Source organism: Methylophaga thalassica MP (genome assembly GCF_000214595.1).
GTDB classification, from domain to species: Bacteria; Pseudomonadota; Gammaproteobacteria; order Nitrosococcales; family Methylophagaceae; genus Methylophaga; species Methylophaga thalassica.
This window is the reverse complement of sequence record NZ_AFIG01000001.1, coordinates 2,151,001-2,176,373: the sequence shown is the minus strand read 5'-3', so window position 1 is coordinate 2,176,373 and position 25,373 is coordinate 2,151,001. Positions and strand designations below refer to the sequence as shown.

General features: G+C 42.7%; 23 protein-coding genes and 2 tRNA genes. 12 read left to right on the top strand and 13 right to left on the bottom strand.

The genetic code is table 11. The features are described from left to right. The 10 genes from amt to MAMP_RS10225 all read right to left on the bottom strand — a co-directional run bounded on the left by amt (position 1) and on the right by MAMP_RS10225 (position 13,442). Entirely contained in the window at positions 1 to 3,051 is a 3,051-nt protein-coding gene (gene amt / locus MAMP_RS10270; protein ID WP_007145971.1) for an ammonium transporter, read from the bottom strand. A gap of 189 nt (positions 3,052 to 3,240) precedes the next feature. Further along, positions 3,241 to 4,005 (bottom strand): hypothetical protein, encoded by a 765-nt coding sequence (locus tag MAMP_RS10265; protein ID WP_007145970.1) that lies wholly within the window; start codon positions 4,003 to 4,005, stop codon positions 3,241 to 3,243. A gap of 78 nt (positions 4,006 to 4,083) precedes the next feature. Further along, positions 4,084 to 4,851, bottom strand: a complete 768-nt coding sequence (locus MAMP_RS10260) for a DUF4197 domain-containing protein (RefSeq protein ID WP_007145969.1) — start codon at positions 4,849 to 4,851, stop codon at positions 4,084 to 4,086. A gap of 140 nt (positions 4,852 to 4,991) precedes the next feature. After that, positions 4,992 to 5,201, bottom strand: coding sequence for a cold-shock protein (locus MAMP_RS10255; RefSeq protein ID WP_007145968.1), 210 nt, complete (start codon positions 5,199 to 5,201; stop codon positions 4,992 to 4,994). Between the two features lie 303 nt (positions 5,202 to 5,504). Continuing rightward, positions 5,505 to 5,774, bottom strand: a complete 270-nt coding sequence (locus MAMP_RS10250; protein ID WP_007145967.1) for an oxidative damage protection protein — start codon at positions 5,772 to 5,774, stop codon at positions 5,505 to 5,507. An 8-nt stretch (positions 5,775 to 5,782) separates the two neighbouring features. Further along, a complete protein-coding gene (gene mutY, locus MAMP_RS10245; RefSeq protein ID WP_040576277.1) occupies positions 5,783 to 6,823 on the bottom strand; it encodes an A/G-specific adenine glycosylase in 1,041 nt (346 codons plus the stop codon). Between the two features lie 66 nt (positions 6,824 to 6,889). After that, positions 6,890 to 9,352, bottom strand: coding sequence for an AsmA family protein (locus tag MAMP_RS10240; RefSeq protein WP_007145965.1), 2,463 nt, complete (start codon positions 9,350 to 9,352; stop codon positions 6,890 to 6,892). Positions 9,353 to 9,417: 65 nt separating this feature from the next. Next, positions 9,418 to 11,355 (bottom strand): hypothetical protein, encoded by a 1,938-nt coding sequence (locus MAMP_RS10235; protein WP_237701206.1) that lies wholly within the window; start codon positions 11,353 to 11,355, stop codon positions 9,418 to 9,420. Between the two features lie 2 nt (positions 11,356 to 11,357). Continuing rightward, a complete protein-coding gene (locus tag MAMP_RS10230) occupies positions 11,358 to 12,638 on the bottom strand; it encodes an HlyC/CorC family transporter (protein WP_007145963.1) in 1,281 nt (426 codons plus the stop codon). Positions 12,639 to 12,644: 6 nt separating this feature from the next. Continuing rightward, positions 12,645 to 13,442, bottom strand: coding sequence for a cytochrome C assembly family protein (locus MAMP_RS10225; protein WP_007145962.1), 798 nt, complete (start codon positions 13,440 to 13,442; stop codon positions 12,645 to 12,647). Positions 13,443 to 13,596: 154 nt separating this feature from the next. Between MAMP_RS10225 and ffh the strand changes: the two genes are divergently transcribed. From ffh to MAMP_RS10185, 8 genes are all read left to right on the top strand, one after another. Next, entirely contained in the window at positions 13,597 to 14,964 is a 1,368-nt protein-coding gene (ffh, locus tag MAMP_RS10220) for a signal recognition particle protein (RefSeq protein WP_007145961.1), read from the top strand. 83 nt (positions 14,965 to 15,047) lie between these two features. Then, on the top strand, positions 15,048 to 15,296 hold the full coding sequence (gene rpsP, locus MAMP_RS10215; protein WP_040576276.1) for a 30S ribosomal protein S16: 249 nt from the start codon (positions 15,048 to 15,050) through the stop codon (positions 15,294 to 15,296). Positions 15,297 to 15,317: 21 nt separating this feature from the next. Beyond that, positions 15,318 to 15,836: a ribosome maturation factor RimM gene (gene rimM, locus MAMP_RS10210; RefSeq protein ID WP_007145959.1), complete on the top strand. Its 519-nt coding sequence runs from the start codon at positions 15,318 to 15,320 to the stop codon at positions 15,834 to 15,836. A gap of 13 nt (positions 15,837 to 15,849) precedes the next feature. Beyond that, a complete protein-coding gene (gene trmD, locus MAMP_RS10205) occupies positions 15,850 to 16,593 on the top strand; it encodes a tRNA (guanosine(37)-N1)-methyltransferase TrmD (RefSeq protein WP_007145958.1) in 744 nt (247 codons plus the stop codon). A 13-nt stretch (positions 16,594 to 16,606) separates the two neighbouring features. Beyond that, positions 16,607 to 16,951 carry a 50S ribosomal protein L19 gene (gene rplS, locus MAMP_RS10200; RefSeq protein WP_007145957.1) on the top strand — a complete coding sequence of 115 codons (345 nt, stop codon included), beginning with the start codon at positions 16,607 to 16,609 and terminating at the stop codon, positions 16,949 to 16,951. Positions 16,952 to 17,059: 108 nt separating this feature from the next. Next, positions 17,060 to 17,959, top strand: coding sequence for a site-specific tyrosine recombinase XerD (gene xerD / locus MAMP_RS10195; protein ID WP_007145956.1), 900 nt, complete (start codon positions 17,060 to 17,062; stop codon positions 17,957 to 17,959). A gap of 76 nt (positions 17,960 to 18,035) precedes the next feature. Next, positions 18,036 to 18,521: a YajQ family cyclic di-GMP-binding protein gene (locus tag MAMP_RS10190; protein ID WP_007145955.1), complete on the top strand. Its 486-nt coding sequence runs from the start codon at positions 18,036 to 18,038 to the stop codon at positions 18,519 to 18,521. Positions 18,522 to 18,528: 7 nt separating this feature from the next. Then, a complete protein-coding gene (locus MAMP_RS10185) occupies positions 18,529 to 19,242 on the top strand; it encodes a DsbC family protein (protein WP_007145954.1) in 714 nt (237 codons plus the stop codon). On the opposite strand, the gene MAMP_RS10180 is transcribed toward MAMP_RS10185, so the two are convergent. Beyond that, positions 19,228 to 19,983: a UDP-2,3-diacylglucosamine diphosphatase gene (locus MAMP_RS10180; RefSeq protein WP_007145953.1), complete on the bottom strand. Its 756-nt coding sequence runs from the start codon at positions 19,981 to 19,983 to the stop codon at positions 19,228 to 19,230. The genes MAMP_RS10185 and MAMP_RS10180 overlap by 15 nt on opposite strands. A 44-nt stretch (positions 19,984 to 20,027) precedes the next feature. After that, positions 20,028 to 20,609 carry a peptidylprolyl isomerase gene (locus MAMP_RS10175; RefSeq protein ID WP_007145952.1) on the bottom strand — a complete coding sequence of 194 codons (582 nt, stop codon included), beginning with the start codon at positions 20,607 to 20,609 and terminating at the stop codon, positions 20,028 to 20,030. A gap of 275 nt (positions 20,610 to 20,884) precedes the next feature. Here MAMP_RS10175 and MAMP_RS10170 point away from each other — a divergent pair, with 275 nt between their 5' ends. Beyond that, positions 20,885 to 22,558 carry a glutamine--tRNA ligase/YqeY domain fusion protein gene (locus MAMP_RS10170; protein ID WP_007145951.1) on the top strand — a complete coding sequence of 558 codons (1,674 nt, stop codon included), beginning with the start codon at positions 20,885 to 20,887 and terminating at the stop codon, positions 22,556 to 22,558. A gap of 1 nt (position 22,559) precedes the next feature. Continuing rightward, positions 22,560 to 23,951, top strand: a complete 1,392-nt coding sequence (gene cysS, locus MAMP_RS10165) for a cysteine--tRNA ligase (protein WP_007145950.1) — start codon at positions 22,560 to 22,562, stop codon at positions 23,949 to 23,951. A 41-nt stretch (positions 23,952 to 23,992) separates the two neighbouring features. Here the strand turns inward: cysS and folD are convergent, their stop codons facing one another. Beyond that, entirely contained in the window at positions 23,993 to 24,850 is an 858-nt protein-coding gene (gene folD, locus MAMP_RS10160; protein ID WP_007145949.1) for a bifunctional methylenetetrahydrofolate dehydrogenase/methenyltetrahydrofolate cyclohydrolase FolD, read from the bottom strand. Positions 24,851 to 24,991: 141 nt separating this feature from the next. On the opposite strand from folD, the gene MAMP_RS10155 reads away from it, so the two are divergent. Both MAMP_RS10155 and MAMP_RS10150 read left to right on the top strand, forming a co-directional pair. Then, positions 24,992 to 25,068, top strand: a tRNA-Pro gene (locus MAMP_RS10155). Between the two features lie 37 nt (positions 25,069 to 25,105). Further along, positions 25,106 to 25,182: transfer RNA gene (locus MAMP_RS10150), tRNA-Arg, on the top strand. The last annotated feature ends 191 nt before the right edge of the window (positions 25,183 to 25,373 follow it).

Here is a 25,373-nt window from a genome sequence, read left to right as displayed (position 1 = left end):
TCAGCTGACAGACAGATTTTGTTCTAATAAAGTCATAGCATGTTTAGCTGCTATCGGTCGGCTGAAATAATACCCCTGATACACATCGCAGTGGTGTTGTTTAAGGAACTGTAGTTGTTCCTGATTTTCAACATCTTCTGCGATGACTTCCAGGCCAAGACTTTTGGCTAATGTAATAATTGCTTTACAAATAGCGGCATCTTCAATATTAACACTGCACTCTCTGATAAAGGCCTGATCGATTTTCAGCACATCCACTGGGAATTTCTTCAAGTAGCTTAATGATGAATAGCCGGTACCAAAGTCATCTATGGATAAGCGGATACGGGTTTTTTTCAAGGCTGTTAATGCAGCGATGCTCTCTTCTGTATTGCCGGTTAGCACACCTTCAGTAATTTCAAACTCCAGCAATTCGCCACTGATGCCATACTGCGTCATCAATTTTTCAACATAGGCCGTTAATGTGTTGGAGTGCAGATGATGACCAGAAATATTAATGGCGATGGGTAATAATGTTGCACCGGCATCACGCCAGGCTGATAACTGTTTGATGACATTTTCAATCACCCATTCACCGACGTCGATGATCATATTGGATTCATCGATAACGGGAATAAAGTCGTCAGGCATGATTAAGCCGTGCTCTGGATGCTGCCAGCGTAATAACGCTTCAAAACCAACGACTTCACTGGTTTCACAGGAGACCTTAGGCTGATATTCAAGAAATAATTGATCACCTTTGATGGCATCAGGCAGTGCGTGTTCCAGTTGAAAATGTTGTAAGGATTTCTCACTCATTTCTTCCAGGAAAACACGATAGGTGTTTCGACCTGCCTGTTTTGCTTTATACATTGCAATATCTGCGTGTTGTAACAACTGCTCAGCTTGTATCTGTCCATTTTCTGATATAGCAATGCCGATACTGGTCGGCACAACCAGGTTTTGTTGAGCAAGCGTCACCGGCGCACGCATCACGCCGAGGATATCCATTGCCTTGCTTTCAGCGTTCTCGAGCGTGATATCGCCAGATAATACGATGACAAACTCATCACCACCCCAGCGTCCGACCATATCCAGTTCACGTGTGACTTTGCCAAGACGATTAGCAACCTCACATAGCAGTTCATCACCAGCCTTATGTCCCAGATTGTCATTTATCTTTTTAAATTGGTCTAAATCCAAGAACATTAAAACGACGGAACCAGGCGTTTGCTGATGATATTGAATGAGCTGTTTTAAATGACTCATGAAATAGGTACGGTTGTAGAGGCCAGTGAGAGGATCGTTATATGCCAGTTGTTTTAGACGATTTTGCAGTTTTATTTGCTGAGTAATATCACGAATATGTAAGGTATATTCGACACGAGGCTGTGTTGTATCAGTGGTTTGAGTGATCACCACTTCAGCAGGGAATTCCTCACCATCACTGCGTGTAAGTTCAGCAATATTATGGCGCTTGAGTACCAGACCATCACCACTGACAAAGCCATGTGACAGGTTACTCATTGCTGCTGAACGCGATTGTTCGGTGATAAATAAAACAAAAAAGTTTTGTCCAAGTACGGAGCGTTTTGACATACCAAAACACTGTTCGGCAGCAGGATTAAATTCGATGATTTCACCGCGTTCATTGATGGTGACGATACAATCCATTGCCGCTTGTAAAATAGCGCCTTTGCGGAACTCACTTTCCTTATAAGCAGAGAAAGCCTGATCGCGTTGTTTTATTTCCTGATTAACCTTATCAATAACGCGATTGTACTGTTGGGCAATTTGACCCACTTCTGTGAACGGTTCAACGGGAACAGTAGATGAAAAATCAGACTTTTGTTGCTGATGATGCATGGCAGCCAGCAAATCAAAGACCTCGGTACTGACACGGTGTTCAGCCACGTTAAGGCCGATTAGTTCGGCATTGGCATCAACACGAAGTGGATAAAACCGGTTAATAAGTTTGAATACCACATAGGCAATGACAAAACTGTAAATACCGATAGTTGCAATCCCTAATAATTGAACTTCTAATTGAGCCAGTCGGCTAAGCCCCGTCCCAATTTTTGTTGGATCACCTAATAACGCCAGAGCGATGGTGCCCCATATGCCAGCGAACAGGTGAACCGGAATAACACTGATCGCATCATCAATCTTTTTCCATTCAAGCAGTTTGTCACCGTAGAAAACAATAACCCCACCGATAATGCCGATTAAAAAGGCCTGGTCACTGCTCACCGCATGGCAGTTTGCTGTAATAGACACTAAGCCGCCTAATACGCCATTGATGATCATTAATACATCAACATAACCATCAGAGAAGTATTTCAAAAGCGTTGTTGAAATGCCGCCCCAGACTGCTGCAACAAGGGTGTTAAGCAAGATACTGGGCACATTATCAGACCAGGCAAGCGTACTGCCGCCATTGAATCCAAACCAGCCAAACCAGATAAGCATTGCACCTAAAACGGCCATGGGCAGGTTACTGCCAGGAATACGACGATCATCTACATCATAACGGCCGATACGTGGCCCAATAATCAAAATGGCAGCAAAGGCAACCCAACCACCTACCGAGTGGACAACCGTGGAGCCAGCAAAGTCAACAAAACCTAACTGTTCCAGCCAGCCGGTTGGTGTACCATCATGAATGCCTGCCCATGCCCAATGTCCAATAACAGGGTAGATAAGCAGTGTAATAGTGATGGTAATAATGACATAACCGATATAGCTGGTGCGTTCAGCAACCGCACCTGATACAAGCGTGGCTGCAGTGCCACAGAACATCATTTGGAAAATAAAAAAAGTGGTTACGCTGGCTGTTGGCTTCTCGCCAAACATAAAATGACTAATACCGAAAAAACCGGAAACACTGTCACCAAACATAATGCCAAAACCAATTAGCCAGAAAATAGCGCTGGAAATCGTAAAGTCAGTGATGTTTTTTGCTGCAACGTTAATGCTATTTTTACTGCGGACAAGGCCACTTTCTAAACAAAGAAAACCTGCTTGCATGGTAAATACGAGGCAAGCAGAACAAAGTAACCATAAAGTATCCACAATCAGTGTCGCCTATATAAAGTGAGATTTATGTATTTTTTTACGATATTTCAGAAAATAAATCCATACGTTATATGACGAAATGGAAGAGTTTCCCGATTGACGAGAGTTTATTGTGATAGGGCTAAAACAAAAAAGCCATTTCCCTAAGTGGGTAAATGGCTTTTTTATTCGAGATAGATGGTTTAATTATTCATCTAACAAGGCATCACGGTCATCATTGTGACGGCGTGGCATAATCCACATTTCATACATCGATACACACCACATAAAGGCAAATGACATAGCCATGGCACCACCAGCTATGATGACCATCCAAGCAAAGTTGGGGTTAAGTTTTGTCAGCCACCATGAGCTAATATCGACGATGAGGAAAACATAAGGCGTAACAATGGCCGTGACTTTTAATGGTTTTGGCACACCTGAAGCCAAACTGAATATCAAACCGACAAACATAAAGATAAAAGCGATACCAAATAAGTGGATATGTGAAACGCGGGCTAGAGACTGAAATGAAGCCCCGGTGTCTACAACAGCACGCTCTTTAATGTTTTTGAAGTCAGTGTAATCAGGGATTGGCATACCTGAATCGGCGTTATGGCAAGGAATACAGTTTGCTTCAAAGATTTGTTTAATACCTGTACCTTCATAGGCAGCTTCAGTTGCTCCCTGATGGACCCAGGTAACAATGGCAGCACGATCTTCATCACTTGCCATTGGCTTCATTGAGCCACTTAATTTATTTTCTAATAAAGAATTATTTCTGTTGCCGTAGTAACTGTAGACAATATCATCAACAGAAAGACCATATTTACCATCAGCCAAGCCATGTGTGAGTTGAATCTGAACCAGCGCCATCAGATAGCCAACAGCGACCACCATCAGGTATCCACTAAACAAAGCTTTTAATGAAGTGCCTTGACTGGCGAGGTTCAGCTTGTGCGATTGAGCCATGAATTTTTCCTTTATTTTCTATGTAAGCGTTATGTTATTACATTCAATCGTTCAATAGTAGCTATTGAGAAAGATTCATTATTGAAATACTGTTTTGAGCAACTCTGTTGTACGAGCAGCTGGGTTTTCCCGAATTTTTTTCTCTTCTGAGGCTAACATGGTGAATAGCCCATCAAGCGCCTGCTCTGTTACATAATCGGGTAGATTGATGTTGATATTTTTTCCCACCACAGGGATATCAGCGATTTTGTCTGTTAGTTGATTGTAATACTGGGTAGATCCTACTTTATCCAGACTTTCATCAATGGTCGGTTTAAATAAGGTTCTTAGTTGATCGCTGGTGTGTTTCCTGAAGTATTCTGTTGCGGCATTATCAGCGCCATTCAATATGTTTTTCGCATCATCAATACTCATGGTTTTGATGGCATTGACGAGAATATCTGTTGCTTGTGGTGCTGCTTTCTCAGCGGCTCTGTTAATACTTGTTTCAAATTCATCCGCCAGACTGCCCATTCCATACTGGCGCATTAATGAGCCAGCTTTCTCTATTTGAGGCGGGAGGGGGATACGAATGGCGGCATTTTTTAAATACCCATCCGTTTGACTAACACTGGAAACAGCCCGTTGGCTGCCAACCACCAACGCTTCTTTTAAGCCGGAAACGATGGTGGCAATATCCAGGTTTGTTGAGGTTTTGTCAGAAGTGGCTTCGGAAAGCGATGAGTTTAATAAGGTTTTACTATTTTCTTGAATGTCTTTCAGTAAACCGCCCCAATCTGCCATGACATTTGCAGTGCCAAGAGTTAACGCTATACCAAGGGTAATGGCAGTTGCTTTTATCTTCATAACAATATCCTCTGGGAAGTGAGATGTGTGCTGCTATCAGTTTGTTCGTCTGTTTTTAACGCATAGATAGTAGTACAGAAAAGAAAAAGGCCGAACAGTTATATCTGAACGGCCTCTGATGTTGCGTAGTATGGTTAAAATTAACCAGGAATCACATTTTCTGCTTGTGGACCTTTTTGACCCTGAGTTACCTCCATGGTAACTGATTGACCTTCTTTCAATGTTCTAAAGCCTTCTGACTTAATCGCCGAGTGATGGACAAATACATCTGGACCATCAACCTGCTCAATAAAACCGAATCCTTTTGCATCATTGAACCATTTAACTTTACCTGTAACTTGCTCTGCCATATCAACCTCAATTTAATAACTACATCGGCACAACTCCTTGTTGCCCGATCTACACTTCTGAGAAGCTTATCCGCATTGTAACCACATAAAATAGAAAAAGGACACTCTCTTTAGAATAAAAAGCAATATTTTTTTTGTTATACATCCCAGTTTAATTTAACGATGATGAGTGTTTCCTCTTTTATTATTTTGTTTTTTATATATTTATCGTAAAAATTAAACATTTCCATATTACAAAAAAAAGGATAGTTAAATTTAACTATCCCTTATTTTTTGATGAAACTGCGCTATTTTATCTGGGTTTTAACCTTTTGGAACAAAATCCGCTGGAGGAGCAGAGCCTTCGCCAAAGAAGAATTTTTCCATTTCAGTTTTCAGAAATGCCTGTGACTTGGGATCGGCAAGTGACAGTCTATATTCGTTAATCAGCATGGTTTGCTGACTTAACCACATTTGCCATGCTTCTTTTGAAACAGATTCATAAAGGGTTTTTCCCATATCACCTGGGTAAGGCGGGAAGTCTAAACCTTCGGCTTCTTTGTTGAGTTTTACACAGTGTATTGTGCGTGCCATATTTGCCTCTATTGTAAAGTGTGTAAAAAAGAACGCACTGGTGCCGGAAGACCCAGTTGCATAATGTCGTCTATTTTATACCAGTTGCCGACACTCTTGTCGGTCACACCCTTTGGTCGTGACGTTATCAATAACGGTCGGATCGTTAATTTGAAGTGACTGAAAACGTGAGTCAGCTCGGGTAACTGTTCGATATTATCGACAGAAAAATGGAAAGTCCGTTCACAATAAGCAATCAGCTCCTCTTTTTCCTGTCTTTCTGGAAAGCTCCACAAGCCCCCCCAGATACCCGCTGAGGGTCTTTGTTCCAGAAATAGCTCATCACCATTCTGACAGACAAGCCAGTAACATGTTCTGGTCGGAATAGTTTTTTTGGGTTTTTTCTCAGGATAATCGGTTGGGCTAGCCGTGTTATAGGCTAAACAATGGCTCTGCAGCGGGCAATCTGGGCAGTCTGGTTTACTGCGTGTGCAAAGGGTTGCCCCTAAATCCATTTGTGCCTGAATATAATTAGCAATACGTTTGTCGGGGAGTAACGACTCTGCTTTTTGCCATAAATTATCTTCGACTTTTTTATTTCCAGGCCAGCCACTAATAGCAAAAAAACGTGTCAGGACGCGTTTCACATTACCGTCTAAGATGGGATATTTCTGATGATAGCCCAGTGTCAGTATAGCGCCGGCTGTAGAGCGTCCAATACCGGGTAAATTGATGAGCTCCTCTAATGTTTTTGGGAAACGTCCAGTATATTCTTCGCTGACTATTTGTGCGGTTTTGTGCAAATTGCGAGCACGGGCGTAATAGCCTAAACCAGACCAATACGCTAACACATCATCTTGTTTTGCTTTTGCTAATGATTGAACGTCAGGAAACCGATGAATAAACCGGTTGTAGTAATCGATGACAGTAGCAACCTGCGTTTGTTGCAGCATGATCTCCGATAGCCAGACATGATAGGGCGTTGGATTTTGTTGCCACGGCAGATTTTTACGACCGTGATGATCAAACCAGTCGAGTAATGCGTCAGCGAAGTTGAACGATGTTGTCATGTTTTTCAACGTAAAAGCCCGCCTGACATGTTATCAAGACGGGCATGTAAAAATAATGCTTATTGCTTAGAAGAAGTTCTTTAATTTATCTTTGACGGCATCTTCTAATTTTTTATCAGAGGATTTTTCTTCTTGCGACTCAGCGTCAGTCGCTTTCTCAGCATCTGTTGAGCTGGCTTCAGATTTGGTTTCTGAACCACCCAACTTACCACTAAGAAGACCGCCCAAATCATCACCCAGTTTTTCTTTGAGTTTTTCTTCTGCTTTTGATTTCAGCTCTTCTTTGGCTTTATCTTTCACAAGATTAGCAAGATCAACGGTGGGTTTCGGTTCTGAAAATGTGCCCGTAATTTTGATAGGGATAGTGACACCTTTCAGGTCTTCAAGCTCTTTTCCACCTTGACCTTTGCTGGTACCGACAATCCCAACTTTTAAGCCGTAATCAAGTGCTTCATTAGCTAAATTTGCCTTACCGGCACCGTCAATGCGCAGCAAGGGGGACTTAACAGCGAGATCTTGATTGTTAATTACCCCATTGTTTGCTGTAAATGTGCCTGACATGCTGGAAAAGTCAGTTTGGACTGGCGCATCTGATTCAGGCAATTTTTCGCCTTTTAAAGCCGCTTTTGCTTTACGAATGATTTCTGCGATATTGATACCTTGCAAAGCACCATCAGTAAAAGCAAAGCCACCATTGCCCGTTAACGTTTGTTTGATTTGTGAGACAGTGGCGCCGCTACCTGTCAACTTGGCGTTAGCATTAGCGGTACCACTGATTTTGGCATCACCAGTCATATCTTTAAGTAAGGGACCAGCCTGAACATTTTTGATCTGTTCATTCAACGATAATTTAAGGGCATCTTGGCGTGCATCCAAGATGACATTACCGTTATATTGGCCTTGATATAAGTTTGCACTCATAGGGGTGAGCTTAACTAGACCATCGGCGGCATCAATGGTGATATGGATATTTTCACTGGTCAGTCCAGTGGCTTTCATTTTTCCTATATCAATGGTGCCTTTAGCGTTGATTTGACGTAAAGCTTCAACAGGTAATGCTTCCTCGGGTTTGGCTTTGTTATCTTGTTCTGTTGAAGCTGGTGCTTCAGTAGTGTCTTTGTTTTCTTTAACTGGAGGCATATAGCGATCAGCATCAATCTGATCCAGTTTCAATTTGAAGTTGAATGCTGGCTTGGCAAAATTGCTGACAGAAAATTGGCCAGTCAGATTGCTTTGGTCCAGTGTTAAAGCCAGTTGATTTAAATTGATTTGATTGGTTGAACCACTGAGTTCTGAACGAAGTTCGACTTTCTCCAGAGTCGATTCATCACTCATTTCTGGCAGTTCAATTTTCATATCTGATGCCAGCTTTCTTAAACTGAAAGGCTGGATATGAATGCTGCCTGCAAAAGTCGGTTTTTCTTTCAGAATATCTTTCGCCTGAATATCGCCTTCAAGGAGTAAATCCTGCAGTTTTAGCGCAAGAGCGGAAACGGTGAGGGTTTGCTGTTTGAGATCCGCTTTGATGCCGCTAGTCAGGTGAAGTTCGGCTTTTTCATTCGGCAAACTGGGATCTTCGATAGTGGCAGTAAGGTCCAGGTTATCAATATTGGACTGTTGTGTGGCCAGGTTGGAGGTAAGTTGTCCTGTTAATTTTGCATCAATCGTTTGCTGGTTATTCGACGCTTTGGCAGAAAGAACTAAATCACTCACTTCCAGCCATTGTTTAGCCATATCTGCTTTGATGTCTCCCTTCAAAGATAAATCTGCTTGATTGAAAGCGAGCTCTTTACCCTCAGCAATGGCTGAGAATGATAGTCCTTGAAGTGCATATTGTTGTTTTTCCATATCCACAGCGGCATTGGTTTTCAGCGTAACATGTGCTTTGGCTTCTGGTTTGGTGCTGATTAGATCAAAGTCCATATCAACCGCAGTTGGTACACCCGGTTCAAGAGGATCTGTTGTCAGGTTAAGATTACGTAACTGGTAACTTTCTCCTTTTGATGCATCGGACCAGAGAATATTGGCATTGGTCAGCTTGACACCCGCTACAGTGATGGTTTGTAAAGCAGGTTCAGATGCATCTTCAGGCTGACTTGTCGACTCTGTTGCCGGTGTTGAATCTTGTTCTTCCGTTTTGTTAATTAAATCATCCCAGTTGGTTTTGCCATTTTTATCGGTCTCTAAGTTCAGTACTAACCCATCGAGAACGATGGTGTCCATTTCTAACTGTTTTTTGAGCAGAGGAATAAGTTTAATGCGAATTTCGGCGGCTTGAACCTTAGCAAATGAGTCGGCTTTAAAACCTTCAGCATTGCTGAGTGTTAAAGGACCGAGATCTAAGGCAATCCAGGGAAATACTGACAGGCCAATATCACCTTGCAGAGTCAGGTTACGGCCAGTGGCTTTTTCTACTTCATGCGAAATTTCATCTTTGTAGTCGTTAGGATTGATAAAGAATGGCAGTGCGATTAAAGCGGCTACAACCAGAACGATGAGGAAAATGATAATTTTTATAACAGTACGCATATTGGTATTCCGTTTTGAACTCTTATCCTGAGAAATTGCATTCATGATATGCGATCGAGCCGCATTTATGAACCGAGATTAAGGTTGTAGTTGAAAATTTCATAGTCCAGGCTACTGTCGATAAGTCCATTAGCAAGGATTGAGTAGGGTGTAGACTGTCCGCTTATCTGAATTTTACGGTTAGGTGAAAAGATCCCTTTTTCTGTCAATATTATCTTTGTATTCGCTTGTGTCACGTTATCAGTCTGTAACAGTAAAGCAGGATGTTCTTCTTGTTCATCAGCAGGCTGACACATCACTGGCTCTGGTTTACCGATAATGCGTTCCAGCCCGATTTGCACATCATTATGGATGTCAATTTGTAACCATTTGATGACAGCAAGTGTGACCTTCTGATTGGTATCAAACAAGCCAACAAAGTCACCAATATTCAGATGATAACAATCTGTATGCGCACGTTTAGCCATCATGCCGCCATTACTCAGGTTCACCAGTTGCCAGTCTAATGCGTTGACCAGATTACCTTGTAAGCTCTGGTGGACAGATTCTAAGCCTAGTGTGATTTGGATGTGTTCGTCTGTTTCTTGTTTTATGCGCTCAAACCGTCTTTCATAGCTTGTATTAAGTTGCGGAAGAATGTGTCTGACCAGCCTTAATTCGGCCGACATAACTGTATGAGTACGATGGCTTTTAGCTTCTCGTAATGTGGTTTCGATAGACTTTAACACCGCTTGAGCATCAAATAAGCGGCTTGTTTCTGCTGATCTGATTTCTTTTGGTATGTTATGCATCGGTTGTGGACAGTGATCCTGCTGAGCATTGATACAAAAATGTCCGAGAAGTAAGAAGCGACTGTTCACTTTACTTTGTTGTTCTGAAAGCCTGACAATGACGATTTTGTCAGTAAACTGCGACATCAGCCTGAATAAGCGTAATACGTCAAACCGCATTTGGCTGTAGGGATCGGTGAGTGCAGTCAAAACTATCTGCCCATAAATCTCAAAAAAACTGCGACTCTGATAATAAGGTTTAACAGTGACTTCCTGATGCAGCGTTTGTGCTTTCTCCTGATACAGAAAAAGTTCATGCAGTAATTGCCAGATACCAGCGGGAGCAACCCGGTAATACTGGAAGCTGTGTAAGAGTTGTAAGCCGAGCATTTCTGCTGTTCGATTAATTGCCAGCAACATGAGCGGCTGTGAAAGTGGCGTTTTCCCACGCTGATAAAAGAAACGGACAATTTGCTGGTAAGCGACTGACAGTAAGCCAATAAGCTCATTGATTAAACTTATCGTACGTAAACTTTCAGTGTTCATGTACAGATCCCGTTTTACTGCGGCAATATCACGGGTGAACAACAACTCGTTTACCTGAGAGCGATACATTTCCAGTAATGGCAGTAACAGACCCGGCTTGATTTTTTGCTGAGTAAGCGCTTTAAGATTAGCGAGTAATGAGGGAACACGCTGATATGTATCGTTAGGTAGCTGGTTTAACCAAACCAGTAACAAGGCCGGATCTTTAATAGTGGAAACGGCATTTTCATCATGGGAAACCGCCTGCAGATTTAAGGCCGGCAGATTATCCGCAGGCTTTTTTGAAAAGCCGACAAGATGATGAAATGTATTTAACCAACTTGCTTTGGTTTGAGGAATTAGCTGGCTGTTTGATTTCTTAACAGACTGATGGCTTGATAATTTTTGCTCAGCCAGATTAAGCGTTTCAGCAAACTGCGTTTTATGCAGTGGCTTTTGGAAGATGATGTCGACAGGCTCATGAGAATCTGCATGATGGGTTAATAAGCCTGTCAGACTCGCCGAGCGTTTTTGCCAGGCTTTACGGCCTGCGATTGAATCAAAGCTATAAATCACTAAATCAGCTTCGTTACTATCTGTAATGCTCCACTGACTGGTGAGTAGTGGAGAAGCTATACGAAGCATGGATTTTAACGAGCGACTTTCGCTCTCGCTCAGACCTAATAGTTTTAGATATCTGAGCGACAAGATTATTCTTCCCGTTCCAACTCAGGCTGTAAATGTCTGATACGAACAGTCTTGATGGCGTTGTCTGACGTCTGAATGACTTCAATAACATAGTCACCCATACGGACACTGACTCCGGGATCCGGAATGCTTTCCAGATACTCAAGTACAAGGCCATTAATGGTCTTTGGTCCGTCAGTAGGCAAATTCCAGCTATTATTTCGGTTAATTTCACGAATATTAGCCGTACCATTAATTAAGTAACTACCATCATTTTGAGGGTGAATATCTTTATCTTCGTCGATAGTATCGGCTGTGAATTCACCTACGATTTCTCGAAAAATATCTTCCAGAGTGATCAGGCCGAGCAGATCACCATACTCATCAACGACTAAACCCGTTCGACGGCGATTTCTTTGGAAATTGATAAGTTGCGTATTTAATGGTGTGCCTTCGGGGACAAAATAAGCGCCTTTTATAATGCTGCGAAGACTTTCCAGCGTCAGATTATTCTGTGAGATAAGATGTAGGGCTTTACGCAGATGCAGTATCCCAACAATATTATCCATACTCTCTTCATAGACTGGCAGTCTGGTATGACCACAATGGGATAATTGCTGAACAATTTCCGGAAAGGGCGCATTAATATCCAATCCTTCAATTTCATTCCTTGGCACCATGACGTCATTGACGGTCACTTTTTCTAAATCAAGGATACTCATCAACATATCCTTGTGGCGCGTTGGGATCATACTGCCAGCTTCCATCAGGGCGACTTTCAGTTCTTCAGTATTGATGGCCGATGTTGCTGCTTGCTCTGGTGATACACCAAATAACCTCACCATATTATTGGTGATGCTATTAGTAAACCATACCAGTGGGTAGAGTATGAATAACAATGGCTTAAGGATAAAGCTGGCTGGAAAGGCCACTTTTTCCGGATGCAGTGCGGCTAGTGTTTTTGGGGTCACTTCGGCAAAAAGCAAAACAACCAACGTGAGAGCGAATGTGGCAGCGACAATACCGTTTTCTCCCAGCAGTTTGATGCCAATAACGGTGGCGATTGCTGAGGCCAGAATATTGACAAAGTTATTGCCTAACAGAATCAAACCAATCAGTCGATCGGGTCGACTCAGTAGCTGACTGGCGATGATCGCACCACGGTGGCCTTCTTGTTCCAGGTGTCTCAGTCGGTAGCGGTTCAGTGACATCAAGGCTGTTTCAGAGCTTGAGAAAAAAGCAGAGAGAAACAGTAAAAAAAACAGGATAAGAAACAGAACCAATAAAGAGGTTTCTTCTAACATAAGCGATTAGCTCATCAAATATTCAAGAACGAATTTACTGCCCATATAAGCCAGTAATAAAACGACGAATCCAGCTAAGGTCCACTTGACAGCAGTTTGTCCACGCCAGCCATAACGTACACGCCCCCACAACAAGCTAGCGAATACACACCAGGCGATAATGGACAACACCGTCTTATGCACCAGATGCTGGGCAAATAAATCATCAACAAACATCAGACCAGTAATTAAACCTAAGGTAAGTAATATAAAACCGCTGGTCAGGAGCTGGAATAAAGCGCGTTCCATCGTCTGCAAAGGGGGGAGTTTACGTAATAAGCCATTGATATGACGCTGATGAAGCTGCTTTTCTTGTATCGCCAGAATAATCGCTTGTATTGCGGCAAGCATAAAAAAGCTATAAGCAGCCAGAGATAATAAAACATGCCATTCTAATGCGGGTTCAGCTAAAGAGGGGGGCTCGGGAGATGGAAGTTCTACTTTGAGCATCAAACTCATCGCGACCAGTGGGTAGACGATAATGCCCGGATGAGCATTAGGTAAACGCATACCGACTAATAATGCGATTAAAGCCATCAACCATGTAGTAAGCGAAAAGGTGGTGAATAAACCCAGCTCCCAGCCCCCGGCATTTTTCATCGTGAAAAAGATATCTGTCGCGTGAAACAACAGTGCCATGATAATTAAAATCCCAACCGGGATGCTGGCATTTACGCTGGTTGGATCTTTTTGTACAAAACGCCGAATAAGAATAACGCTACTGCAGAGATAAAGTAGAAATGCTAAAGCATTCGCAATTGCCATAATGGTGTGTGATCCTTGAACCTGTTTTTTTACCTTAATACATCAATAATATAACGATGTAGCAATGACCGAAACAATATATCAGTTATAATGATGAATTAATTACTAATCCTAAATTTTGAAATTAGGACATCATTAGCTAACAAGGTGATCTATGTTTGATAGCTTAAGCGATAGACTCGGCAGTACTCTCAAAAAAATCCGTGGCCAGGGCCGTATTACCGAAGATAACGTCAAAGAGACACTTCGAGAAGTGCGAATGGCGTTACTTGAAGCCGACGTCGCTTTACCAGTAGTGCGTGAATTTATCGATAATGTTAAAGAACGCGCGATGGGACAGGATGTTTTGCGCAGTCTAACCCCCGGTCAGGTGTTGGTCAAAATCGTCAATGACGAACTTGTTGCGGTGATGGGGGATGACTCAAACTCACTAAATCTGAGCACCCAACCTCCAGCGGTCATTTTAATGGCAGGTCTACAAGGGGCAGGTAAAACAACCAGCGTAGCGAAATTGGCAAGATGGCTAAAAGAGCGGGAACGTAAATCCGTTATGGTCGCGAGTGCCGATGTTTACCGACCTGCTGCGATTGATCAGTTAGAAACCTTAGCAAAAGAAGTTGATGCACGTTTTTTCCCCAGCCAGTCTTCACAAAATCCTGTTGATATCGCGCGTAATGCGGTTGAACAGGCTAAACGTGATTATGTGGATGTGGTTATTATCGATACTGCGGGTCGTTTACATATAGACGATGACATGATGGCTGAGATCAAGCAGATTCATGCGGCGATCAATCCCATAGAAACCTTATTCACTGTTGATAGTATGACGGGCCAGGATGCGGCGAATACGGCCAAAGCATTCAATGAGGCTTTACCGCTTACCGGTATCATTCTGACTAAAACCGATGGTGATGCGCGGGGCGGGGCCGCTTTATCAATAAGACATATTACTGGTAAACCCATTAAGTTTATGGGGGTAGGTGAAAAAACAGCTGCCCTTGAACCCTTCCATCCTGATCGTGTGGTCTCTCGGATTCTGGGGATGGGCGATGTGCTGTCACTGGTTGAAGAAGCACAACGGAAAATGGATGTTGGCTCAGCCGAGAAACTGGCTAATAAACTGAAAAAAGGCAAAGGATTTGACCTGGAAGATTTTCAGGAACAATTACGTCAAATGGGTAAAATGGGTGGCATCGGTTCACTATTAGACAAAATGCCGGGGATGGGCAATATTCCCGCTGCTGCAAAACAGCAGGTGAATGATAAAGAATTGGCCAAATTGGAAGCCATCATTAATTCGATGACAAAAAAAGAGCGTCAGAAGCCTGAAATTATTAAAGGTTCGCGCAAAAAAAGAATTGCGGCTGGTAGCGGAACCCAAATCCAGGATGTGAATCGTCTGCTGAAACAATTTAGTCAAATGCAGAAAATGATGAAGAAGATGGGATCAAAAGGCGGAATGGCTAAATTGATGAGAGGTTTGGGCGGCAAATTTCCTATGGGCGGAGGCCTGCCTTTCTAATAAGTGTCGAAAGGACTTTTCAAACTTCGGAGACTTGCGTAGAATACGACGGTTTTCCGATCCAGTTTTCAACGGGCTAAATTATGGTAACAATTAGATTGACTCGCAGTGGCGCTAAAAAACGCCCTTTTTACGGTATCGTAGTAACTGATTCACGCAGCAAACGTGATGGTCGTTATATCGAACGCGTTGGTTTCTTCAACCCGATTGCTCGTGGCCAAGAAGAAAAACTTCGTGTTGATTTAGACCGCGTTGCACATTGGATTAGCCAAGGCGCACAAACATCAGAACGCGTTGCTAAATTGATTGCAGAAGCTCAAAAAGCCGCTTAATAATTAGGTTGTCAGGGTATTATGTCAACATCCGAGGAGTTTATCCCGGTAGGTAAAATATCCGGTGCCTTTGGTGTCAAAGGTTGGGTGAAGGTGTATTCTTTTACCGAACCTCGTACCAATATTTTGCAATATTCACCGTTATTTTTATCCAGACGTGGCGATTGGATTGAAATCAAAGTGTCTGGTGGTCGATTGCAAGGTAAAGGTGTGGTGATGGGGATTGAAAACGTCACTGACCGTGATCAGGTTCAGCCGTTGGTTGGAGCTGACTTAGCGATTAAAAAATCGCAACTGGAACCTGTTGATGAAGACGAGTTTTACTGGAATGATCTTGAAGGTCTGACAGTGATTAATCTCCAGAATCAGGTTTTAGGAAAAGTCGACCATCTGCTTGAAACTGGTGCAAATGATGTGCTGGTTGTTAAAGCTGACGGTAAAAAAGCGGAAATATTGATTCCATTTGTAGTGGATGAGATTGTTAAACTGGTCGATTTGGATGAAGAAATCATCCAGGTAGATTGGAGTGAAGATTATTGATGGAAATCGGATAATGCACCTTGGTGTCATATCCCTTTTTCCTGAAATGTTCGATGCGATTACTCAATATGGAGTAACAGGTCGGGCGGTGAAACATGGTCTACTCAATTTAGACTATTGGAATCCGCGTGATTTTGCCTATGATCGGCATCGAACGGTAGATGACAGGCCATATGGTGGTGGTCCTGGAATGGTAATGAAAGTTGCGCCTTTGAAAGAGGCCATCACAGCAGCAAAGCAAAAGCTGGGGGATGACGCAACCGTTATCTATTTGTCACCACAAGGCAAAAAATTGGACCAGAAAGGTCTGGAACAATTGGCGGGTAAACAGAAGTTGATTTTACTGGCCGGCCGTTATGAAGGCGTTGATGAACGTCTGATAGAAAAAGAGATTGATGAGGAATGGTCTATAGGTGACTACGTCCTCAGTGGTGGAGAACTGGCAGCCATGGTCATGATTGATGGTATGTCCAGATTGATACCCGGTGTGTTAGGTGATGAACAGTCTGCTGAGCAGGATTCTTTCGTGGATGGCTTATTAGACTACCCTCATTACACCAGACCAGAAGTTTTAGATGACCAGTCAGTACCCGAGGTATTGCTGGGAGGCGACCATGAAGCGATTCGTAAATGGCGTCTCAAACAGTCCTTGGGACGAACATGGTTGCGACGACCTGACTTATTAGACAAAGAGACTTTGACTAATGAACAGGCTGCGCTATTAAAAGAGTTTATTGCCGAGAGCGGGCAGGATTAGTTGGGAGTTAACAATGAGTAACATTATCGAACAGCTTAACGCTGAACAAGTGAGACAGGATATCCCTGAATTTTCAGCGGGTGATACTGTTGTTGTTAAAGTTAAAATCAAAGAAGGCGACCGTGAACGTGAACAGGCGTTTGAAGGTATCGTTATTGCTAAACGTAACCGTGGTCTGCACTCAGCATTCACTGTTCGTAAAATCTCTAGCGGTGTTGGTGTTGAGCGTGTTTTCCAAACACATAGCCCAGCCATTGCAAGTGTTGAAGTAAAACGTCGTGGTGATGTACGTCGTTCTAAACTTTACTATTTACGTGATCTGACTGGTAAAGCAGCACGTATTAAAGAAAAGCTATAATCCGAATTGTCATAACAGACGATTGGAAAAAAAGGGCAGTGTCTATACACTGCCCTTTTTTATTGCTTACTTGTTACTATTAAATAATTGATATCTAACAATAGTTATATGAGTGAGTCACAAACATCTTATTATCTCGAGCCTTTCCTTGACAGCCTTTGGCTTGAGTCTGGTTTGAGTCAGCATACAGTCGATGCCTACCGGCGTGATTTATTAGCCTTTTCAGCTTGGTTAGCTCAGTTTGATATAGATTTAGTCTCAGCCACCCAGCTGGATATCCAACGTTACCAAAGCCAACGCCTACGTGAAGGAAGAAAAGTCCGTAGTGAAGCCAGGCTGCTGTCCTCATTACGACGTTTTTACCGTTATTTATTTCGTGAAGACATACTTGACTCTGATCCAACGGCGCAACTTGACTCACCCCGACTCGGTCGTTCCTTACCTGATAGTCTCACAGAAGCCGAAGTCGAGGCCTTGCTGGCACAACCTGATATCACTGAGCCACTGGGTTTACGTGATAGAACCATGTTGGAACTACTCTACGCAGCAGGATTACGGGTATCTGAGTTGGTGTCACTGCAGTTTGAGCAGGTGAATCTTCGCCAAGGTTTAATTCGTTGTATTGGTAAAGGTAATAAAGAACGCCTGATACCTATCGGTGAAATCGCTTTAGATTGGTTACAGCAATATTTATACGAAAGTCGACCGGCTATATTAAATGGGCAAATAACAGATGATTTATTTCCCACCCGTCGAGGTAAAGCAATGACCAGACAAGCCTTCTGGTACATAATCAAACGTTATGCTGGTCAAGCGGGCATTGAAAAGCATTTGTCGCCACATACTTTACGACATGCATTTGCGACACATTTATTGAATCATGGTGCTGATTTAAGGATAGTTCAGTTATTGCTGGGGCATTCTGATTTATCGACGACACAAATCTACACCCATGTAGCCAAAGAGCGGTTAAAACAATTACATGGTCAGCATCATCCCCGTGGTTAAGTGCTTATAGCACTGACGATATCAATCACAAATGCTAAACTGACTCGAATTTTTATAGCGTAATTTAGGTGAACAGATGCCTTCTTTTGATATCGTTTCTGAAGTGGATAAACATGAGCTTGCCAATGCAGTGGATCAGACAAATCGTGAATTGAAGAACAGGTTTGATTTTCGCGGAACTGACGCCAAAGTGGAACAGTCTGACAAAGTACTGACTATGCATGCTGAAAGTGATTTTCAGTTGGATCAACTGCTCGATATTTTGCGACTCAAGTTAGTTAAACGCGGTGTCGATGTGAGCTGTTTAGAGGTTAAAGATTCTGTTGGCAATGGAAAAATGCGTAAACAGGATGTATTAGTTAGAGAAGGTATTGATAAAGAGTTATCCCGGACTATCGTCAAGCTCATCAAAGAAAGTAAAGTGAAAGTGCAAGCCGCTGTTCAGGGAGAAAGTGTCAGGGTAACAGGCAAAAAACGTGATGAGTTACAAACGATTATTGCGATGTTAAAAAGTCACGATAAAATCGATATGCCACTGCAGTTTAATAATTTTAGAGATTAAAAGTCCCATGTTGAAATACACCATATTAGTCCTGTCCTTGTTAGGTGTCAGTGTTGTTCATGCCGATAATGATGAGCTACGTAAAAAAATAGAAAAGTCATTACAGGATGTGAAAGTAAGCAGCCTCAAAGCGATAGACGATACTGGACTTTACGAAGCGGTTATCAATGGACAAATCTTGTATTTTTCTAAAGATGGTCGTTATGTGATTCAGGGTGATATGGTTTCATTGGATTCAAGAACGAATCTAACTGAGCAACGCCGTGTCAGTTTACGCAAAGAAGCGCTTGATAAGCTCGATGAAAAAGACATGATTATTTTTGGTCCTGAAAAGGCCAAATATACGATTACCGTGTTTACCGATATTGATTGTGGCTACTGCCGCAAGATGCACTCGGAAATGGAAAAATACAATGATTTGGGAATTCGTGTGCGTTATATGTCTTTCCCAAGAGGCGGGATAGGCTCTAAATCTTACGATGATGCTGTTAATGTTTGGTGTGCCGCAGATAGACAAAAAGCCATGACCAAGGCTAAGCAAGGACAGGAAATTGCCACCAAAACTTGTGTTAATCCAGTCAAAACAGAATTTGAACTTGGACAACAATTAGGTGTACAGGGCACACCATCTATCTTCCTTGAATCAGGTCAGATTCTGCCAGGCTATTTGCCACCTGAAAAGTTAATTCAGGTGCTAGATGAGAACTCAAAAAAATCGTAAAGATTGTTGCTGATAATTAAGTCGGTGATCATGCAAGGTAAGTTGCTGATCATCGACTAATAGATAGCTGACTTTATCTTCCCAATCACCTAATACAATTCGATAGGCATCGCTATTGTTGGTTAATGAGACTTGATGAATGGCTGGACGATGGGTATGGCCATGAATCAGTAGTTTGACATTATTCTCAAGCATAACTTTCTCAACCTCAGCTTGATTCACATCCATGATCTGGCTCGATTTATATTGTTTCTTTTGCTGGCTTTGCTGTTTGATTTTATCTGATATTTTTTGACGAAAGCGGGCGGGTAGTTTTAAAAAACACCACTGCAAAAAACGATTATTAACCACTCTGCGATAACGTTGATAGCCGACATCATCGATACATAAACTATCACCATGTAATAACAGTGCTGGTTGGCCTGCCAGTTCTAATTGATAGCCATCCTGAATTAAAGTGGCATTGACTGAATCGGCAAATCTTTTTCCCAGCATGAAATCACGATTGCCGACCATAAGATAAAGTTTTACACCTGCTTGCGTTAAAGATCGCAGTGTTTCGATAAAGTCAGCAAATTCATCAGGAACTAAATCATCACCTAACCAGGTATTAAAAATATCACCCAGTATAAAAACGTCAGAGACGGTATCAGCTTGCTGTTGCAGAAAATGACAGGCAAGTGCGGTTAATTCAGGTCTGGCTGGGTTTAAGTGAAGATCGGAAATAAACAGTTTGGTCATGGGAGAGAAACCTGCTTGTAAAATAACAAGCAGGTTTTGTCTGATTAATTGATAACAGTTGCTTTAATGATGACGATATCTTCTGCAGGTACATCTTGATGAGGACCTCGCATGGTGGTATCGACTTCTCTTATGGCATCGACGACGTCCATGCCTTCAATCACTTCACCAAATACAGCATAGCCCCAACCGCTGGGCACTTTAGCCTGAAAATCGAGAAAACCGTTATCAACGGTATTAATAAAAAACTGAGCTGTAGCTGAGTGTGGGTCATTAGTTCTTGCCATAGCAACTGCGCCACGCTTATTGCTCAAACCATTATCAGCTTCATTTTCAATCGCTGCTTTTGTGGTTTTTTGCTGAAATTCTTGAGTAAAACCACCGCCTTGAATCATAAAATTTTTGATGACGCGATGAAAAATCGTACCGTCATAGAAACCATCGTTGACATAACCAAGGAAGTTGGCAACCGTGACTGGTGCTTTATCTTCATTGAGTTCGATAACGATATCACCAAGACTGGTTTCAAGTTTAACTTGTGGCATTTTGGATGTCCCATCTGCTTGTATTGAAAAAGAAAAAATGGCAAATAGCCAACACAGCATTTGCACAAAACGTCTGATCATAAGGATATGTCCAGGATCAATTTTAAAGTCGACATGATAGAGCAATATGCATTCTTATGGGAACAAAGTGATAGGTATGGATATGACTTTTGTGAAGAGCCTGCACGATAAAACAGAAAAATATAAGGTAGTTGATGAGTCCACTTAATGTTTGCTAGCAAAGCAATAATCAACCAGTATTTAAAGCATTATTGAATCACTATTCAAAACAGCGCTATTACCCAGCCCGGCGGAGAGCGTATAATGCGCGTTTTCATATAAATTTGTCATTCGATATGTCCGAATCAGCTGTTAATCATAATTTTATTCGTCCTATTATTCAGGAAGATCTTGATACTGGAAGGGTGACTGGAAAAATCGTCACACGTTTTCCACCTGAGCCAAATGGCTACCTGCATATTGGGCATGCCAAGTCTATCTGTCTGAACTTTGGTCTGGCCGAGGAATTTGGCGGAGATTGTCATTTACGTTTTGATGATACCAACCCTGCAAAAGAAGAGCAGGAGTTCATCGAAGCTATCAAAGAAGATGTACAGTGGCTTGGCTTCCAATGGGCAGGCGATGTGCGTTATGCATCAAACTACTTTGAACAGTTTTATGACTGGGCTATTCATCTGATCAAACAAGGCAAAGCTTATGTCTGTGATCTGACTGCTGAGCAAGCAAGTGAGTATCGTGGCTGGGCAACTAAGCCAGGTAAAGAGTCACCCTTCCGCAACCGTAGTGTTGAAGAAAACCTGACTTTGTTTGAAAAAATGAAGCAGGGTGAGTTTGACGAAGGTTTTTGTGTGCTGCGAGCGAAGATTGATATGGCCTCGCCTAATATGAATATGCGTGATCCAATTTTGTATCGCATTCGCAAAAAAGCGCATCATCAAACCGGTGACAAGTGGTGTATCTACCCGAGCTATGATTTTGCACATGGGCAGGGCGATGCGATTGAAGGTGTGACGCACAGTATCTGTACGCTGGAGTTTCAGGATCACCGTCCTTTATATGAATGGTTTATCGAAAATCTGCCTGTACCATCACAGCCAAAACAATACGAATTTGGACGCCTAAATCTGAATTATACGGTGACCAGTAAGCGTAATCTCAAACAACTGGTTGATGAGCAGATTGTGGCTGGTTGGAATGATCCCAGAATGCCGACAATTTCCGGTATGCGCAGACGCGGTTATACCGCAGCGGCTTTACGCGCTTTTTGTAATGGTCTTGCTGTGGCAAAAACCGATGGTGTGGTCGATATTGCACAGTTGGAATTTGAGATTCGTAATGATCTTAATGAAAACGCAGCACGAGCGATGTGCGTACTCAATCCTTTAAAACTGACCATCACTAATGCAAGTGATGGCGTTGAATGGCTCGAAGTCGCTAATCATCCACAACAAGAGTCTATGGGGCATCGCTCAGTACCTTTTACAAAAGCGATTTATATCGATGCGTCTGACTTTACTGAAGACACTAGTCTGAGCCGGAAAAAATTCAAACGTCTGGTGATAGGCGACTATGTGCGTTTACGTGGTGCCTATGTGATTAAAGCCGATGATGTCATCAAGAATGATAGCGGCGATGTGGTTGAAGTAATTGCCTCGTTAGTGCCTAATACTGTCGGTCAGAATCCACCTGCTGAAATGAAACCCCGCGGTGTGATTCACTGGGTTTCAGCAACAGAAGGTAAGGAAGTTGAGCTGCGTTTATATGACAGGTTGTTCCTGGCTGAAGCACCTGGAAAAGAAACAGGTAACTATCTGGACGATGTGAACCCTGACTCTCTGAAGGTGATTAAGGCTGTTGCGGAACCCGCTATTGTTAATTGCAAGCCAGAGACGGCTTTCCAGTTTGAACGAGAAGGCTATTTTGTCACTGATCGTTATGACCATACCGTTGATTCACCGGTATTTAACCTGACCATTGGTTTAAAAGAAGATACGTCAAAAAATAACTAATATGCTAAAAATCTATAATAGTCTCACCCGACAGAAAGAAGTGTTTAAACCCTTGCAGGAAGGCAAGGTCAATATGTATGTCTGTGGTATGACGGTGTATGACTTGTGTCATGTTGGTCATGCTCGTGTGATGGTGGTTTTTGATGTAGTCACACGCTATTTACGCGCATTAGGCTATGACGTTACCTACGTCAGAAATATTACCGATATCGACGATAAAATCATTAAACGTGCTGCAGAAAATGGCGAATCAATTCAGGCATTGACTGAACGTTACATTGATGAAATGCACAAGGATGCGGATGCCTTAGGTGTGCTTAGACCAGATATTGAGCCTAAAGCCACTGAGTCAATGACAGAAATATTGGCGATGATTGAGACCCTCATCAGTAAGGGGCTTGCTTATAAAGCTGATAATGGTGATGTGTATTACGACGTTAGCCAGTTCAACGGTTATGGCAAATTATCGGGCCGTAATATTGAAGATCTACGGGCCGGCGAACGTATAGCTGTCAATGAAGCAAAAACAGATCCATTGGATTTCGTTTTATGGAAAGCTGCCAAGGCCGGTGAACCTGCTTGGGAATCTCCATGGGGTGAGGGACGTCCTGGTTGGCATATTGAATGTTCTGCCATGTCAGCACATTGCTTAGGTGAGCAGTTTGATATTCATGGTGGCGGGCAGGATTTACAGTTTCCACATCATGAAAATGAAATAGCTCAATCCGAGGGAGCCCATGGTTGCCAGTCAGTGAATTACTGGATGCATAATGGCTTTGTGCGTATTGATGATGAAAAAATGTCCAAGTCTTTGGGTAATTTTTTCACTGTGCGTGAAGTACTTGAGCAGTACCCTGCAGAAGCTATCCGTTATTTTATTCTGTCGAGCCATTACCGTAGCCCGCTGAATTATGCGGAAGATCAGCTTGAACAAGCCAAAGCAGCGTTAACACGTTTTTATACAACCTTGCGTGAGGTGGATACAACACAGAAGGTAAACTGGCAGGATGATGAAGAGTTTGGTGGACGTTTTAAAGCCGCCATGGATGATGATTTTAATACTGCTTTAGCATTGTCGGTGATGGCTGATGTCAGACAAGCGATAAATAAGGCGAGAGAGCAGGCACAATCTGAAGCAGTCGCTTATCTTGCAGGTCTATTGTCATCTTTTGGTGACGTGCTAGGCCTTTTCCAGCAAGATGCCGATAAATTCCTGACAGGAGATAGCTCATCCGATCAATTAGCGGTTGATATCGATAGCTTAGTCGCTGAACGTAATCAGGCCAGAGCTGACAAAAACTGGGCTCGTGCCGATGAAATTCGTGATCAATTGACTGAAATGGGAATTGTGCTTGAGGACGCTGCCGGTAAAACGAGCTGGCGTCGACTATAACAACATGCGCGCCTGCTTTTTTATCGCAGGCGCTTATATCTTTAGTTTTTATGTAATGTTTCGGCGGCAAATAAGGTATTTTCTAGCAATGTCGCTACGGTCATTGGTCCCACACCGCCAGGTACTGGGGTTATCCAACTGGCTTTTTCTTTTGCTTTTTCAAATTCAACGTCGCCAGTCAGTTTGCCATTCTCTAAGCGGTTAATACCCACATCAATGACAATAGCCCCCTGTTTTATCCATTCACCTGGAATAAAGTTGGGTTTGCCTACGGCAACCACTAATAAGTCAGCGCGGCGAACTTGTTCTTCCAGATTATTCGTCCAGCGATGACAAACTGTGGTTGTGCAACCGGCCAGCAATAATTCCAACGCCATAGGACGACCAACAATATTTGAGGCACCTACCACAACTGCTTCGAGTCCTTTGAGATCAACACCGGTAGTGCGAAGTAAGGTAATCACGCCTTTTGGGGTGCAAGGTCTGAGTTGTGGATTGCGTTGAGCAAGACGGCCAATATTGTATGGATGGAAACCATCGACGTCTTTATGTGGCGCAATTCGCTCAATGACGGTTTCCGCAGAGATGTGTTGTGGCAGTGGAAGTTGAACGAGAATGCCATCAATCTCATCATCTTGATTTAAGGTATCAATCAAAGATAGTAACTCTTCCTCGGATGTTGTTTCCGGAAGATCATAGGCTTCAGATTTAAATCCGATTTCTTCACAGCTTTTCCGCTTACTGCCTACATAGACCTGAGATGCCGGGTTAGCACCTATCAATACGACCGCAAGACCTGGACGACGTTTACCTTCAGCTAGTCGTTCTGTTGTCGCTAATTTCAGTTGTTGTTTGAGGTCAGCTGCAACTGCTTTGCCATCGATAATCTTTGCGCTCATTCAATCATTCCCGCTTATGCAAAAGCCGCTATGATCGCATGATGTGAGCCGAACAGCAAAAAATATCAAAACAGTGATTGACTCTTAAATTCTAACCACGTATTATTTCGCCTTCTTCGGGGATGACTTCTCGAATTAAGTCGGGGCATAGCGCAGTCTGGTAGCGCATCTGGTTTGGGACCAGAGGGTCGGGAGTTCGAATCTCTCTGCCCCGACCACTTCTTAACCCATGTCCTCGCTTAGTAAAAATCATATGCGCCCGTAGCTCATCTGGATAGAGCATCGGCCTTCTAAGCCGAGGGTAGCAGGTTCGAGTCCTGCCGGGCGTACCATATTCTTATTCTTCCCTAAATTACTGACATTTTAAAAAAGCAATCAAACATGATTATTTTTGATGCGTTTTTTTATTGTCTAGAATAATGCGTCGAGTTCTGTAAAAAGACGGCTTCCACATTGCTTCCAAGTCCGACTAATGCTACTTTTAGCTGGCAAATATTCAATTCACTCAAATAGAAGAGCTATC

Bases quoted from the DNA above. Each gene is read 5' to 3' on its own strand.
- MAMP_RS10225 (WP_007145962.1), bottom strand. From the start codon at position 13,442: ATGGCAATTGCGAATGCTTTAGCATTTCTACTTTATCTCTGCAGTAGC.
- cysS (WP_007145950.1), top strand. From the start codon at position 22,560: ATGCTAAAAATCTATAATAGTCTCACCCGACAGAAAGAAGTGTTTAAA.
- MAMP_RS10180 (WP_007145953.1), bottom strand. From the start codon at position 19,983: ATGACCAAACTGTTTATTTCCGATCTTCACTTAAACCCAGCCAGACCT.
- MAMP_RS10175 (WP_007145952.1), bottom strand. From the start codon at position 20,609: ATGATCAGACGTTTTGTGCAAATGCTGTGTTGGCTATTTGCCATTTTT.
- ffh (WP_007145961.1), top strand. From the start codon at position 13,597: ATGTTTGATAGCTTAAGCGATAGACTCGGCAGTACTCTCAAAAAAATC.
- MAMP_RS10255 (WP_007145968.1), bottom strand. From the start codon at position 5,201: ATGGCAGAGCAAGTTACAGGTAAAGTTAAATGGTTCAATGATGCAAAA.
- rplS (WP_007145957.1), top strand. From the start codon at position 16,607: ATGAGTAACATTATCGAACAGCTTAACGCTGAACAAGTGAGACAGGAT.
- MAMP_RS10230 (WP_007145963.1), bottom strand. From the start codon at position 12,638: ATGTTAGAAGAAACCTCTTTATTGGTTCTGTTTCTTATCCTGTTTTTT.
- folD (WP_007145949.1), bottom strand. From the start codon at position 24,850: ATGAGCGCAAAGATTATCGATGGCAAAGCAGTTGCAGCTGACCTCAAA.
- xerD (WP_007145956.1), top strand. From the start codon at position 17,060: ATGAGTGAGTCACAAACATCTTATTATCTCGAGCCTTTCCTTGACAGC.
- MAMP_RS10170 (WP_007145951.1), top strand. From the start codon at position 20,885: ATGTCCGAATCAGCTGTTAATCATAATTTTATTCGTCCTATTATTCAG.
- rpsP (WP_040576276.1), top strand. From the start codon at position 15,048: ATGGTAACAATTAGATTGACTCGCAGTGGCGCTAAAAAACGCCCTTTT.
- MAMP_RS10250 (WP_007145967.1), bottom strand. From the start codon at position 5,774: ATGGCACGCACAATACACTGTGTAAAACTCAACAAAGAAGCCGAAGGT.
- MAMP_RS10260 (WP_007145969.1), bottom strand. From the start codon at position 4,851: ATGAAGATAAAAGCAACTGCCATTACCCTTGGTATAGCGTTAACTCTT.
- trmD (WP_007145958.1), top strand. From the start codon at position 15,850: ATGCACCTTGGTGTCATATCCCTTTTTCCTGAAATGTTCGATGCGATT.
- MAMP_RS10240 (WP_007145965.1), bottom strand. From the start codon at position 9,352: ATGCGTACTGTTATAAAAATTATCATTTTCCTCATCGTTCTGGTTGTA.
- MAMP_RS10185 (WP_007145954.1), top strand. From the start codon at position 18,529: ATGTTGAAATACACCATATTAGTCCTGTCCTTGTTAGGTGTCAGTGTT.
- MAMP_RS10265 (WP_007145970.1), bottom strand. From the start codon at position 4,005: ATGGCTCAATCGCACAAGCTGAACCTCGCCAGTCAAGGCACTTCATTA.
- mutY (WP_040576277.1), bottom strand. From the start codon at position 6,823: ATGACAACATCGTTCAACTTCGCTGACGCATTACTCGACTGGTTTGAT.
- rimM (WP_007145959.1), top strand. From the start codon at position 15,318: ATGTCAACATCCGAGGAGTTTATCCCGGTAGGTAAAATATCCGGTGCC.
- MAMP_RS10190 (WP_007145955.1), top strand. From the start codon at position 18,036: ATGCCTTCTTTTGATATCGTTTCTGAAGTGGATAAACATGAGCTTGCC.